We start from the raw sequence: 821 nt of genomic DNA, 5'->3' as shown, positions 1-821 counted from the left end.
CGTCATTTGGATTTATAGACAAATTGACGCGTATGTTTACAAGTGTAGATACTATAGAGAAGTATAATCAACTTTACAATAAATACGTAAGTGAATCATATATTGGCTCTATGCATTCTGAAAAGGTACGCAAAGCAGAAGAACTTTCACTCAGAAATGGCGGAGAATATTCATTTTTTAACAAGGAAGATATATTGTATCGTCACATATCAGTTGTTGGTTGTGCATCCATTGTGAGTTTATTGCGGGGTGATTATAATAAGGAGATGTCGCAAATGGATCTACCCAATGTAATAAAGCGTTTACGCGATGAATATGATTGGAGTGAAAGCGATTTTATGTGGGCATACGACGTGGTCAATGATAACGAGGATCCAATGATTTATTATGCAAAAAAATTTCTTAAGCGTTACGATTTCAGAAAAGAACAAGTAGATAACATAGTATCTCACGTGAAAACAAATGATCATAAATGGTTAAAGGAACTCAGTGAACATTGCGGAAACTTACGAAGGATATACTATATAATGAAACCGTAATAGAGCTTGTCATTTACGATCAAAATGTTTCTGAAGCACATTAAGAGCAACACGTAATGAATTCACAAGATGTGGTAATATCTGATCTTCTATAACGAGGTACTGTAGTGCTGCATAAAGATTATACTGTCTATAGAGGCATTGTGCTTCTTTAAGTGCCTCTTGCATGTTGATAAACTGCTCTGTTGCAAATGCTACCCATTTATCTCTTGCTTTATCATCAGATGATGACGGCATTTCGTCATAAATCGCATTAGGCAAGCCCTTTGCACAAAGGTAATT

The 821-nt window shown here is 35.3% G+C and carries 1 protein-coding gene and 1 pseudogene; one reads left to right on the top strand and one right to left on the bottom strand.

Features of this window, described 5'->3' with window-relative positions:
* Positions 1 to 539: hypothetical protein (locus tag ACFIKE_RS11910; protein WP_375627150.1), on the top strand; the 539-nt coding region annotated here is incomplete at its 5' end.
* 9 nt (positions 540 to 548) lie between these two features.
* Here the strand turns inward: ACFIKE_RS11910 and ACFIKE_RS11905 are convergent.
* Positions 549 to 821 (bottom strand): annotated as a pseudogene (locus tag ACFIKE_RS11905) (hypothetical protein); the annotation flags it as partial.

Source organism: Bartonella sp. MU70NMGDW (genome assembly GCF_042194085.1).
GTDB lineage: Bacteria > Pseudomonadota > Alphaproteobacteria > Rhizobiales > Rhizobiaceae > Bartonella > Bartonella grahamii.
The sequence above is the reverse complement of the archived record's forward strand: the minus strand, read 5'-3'. Positions and strand labels throughout refer to the sequence as shown.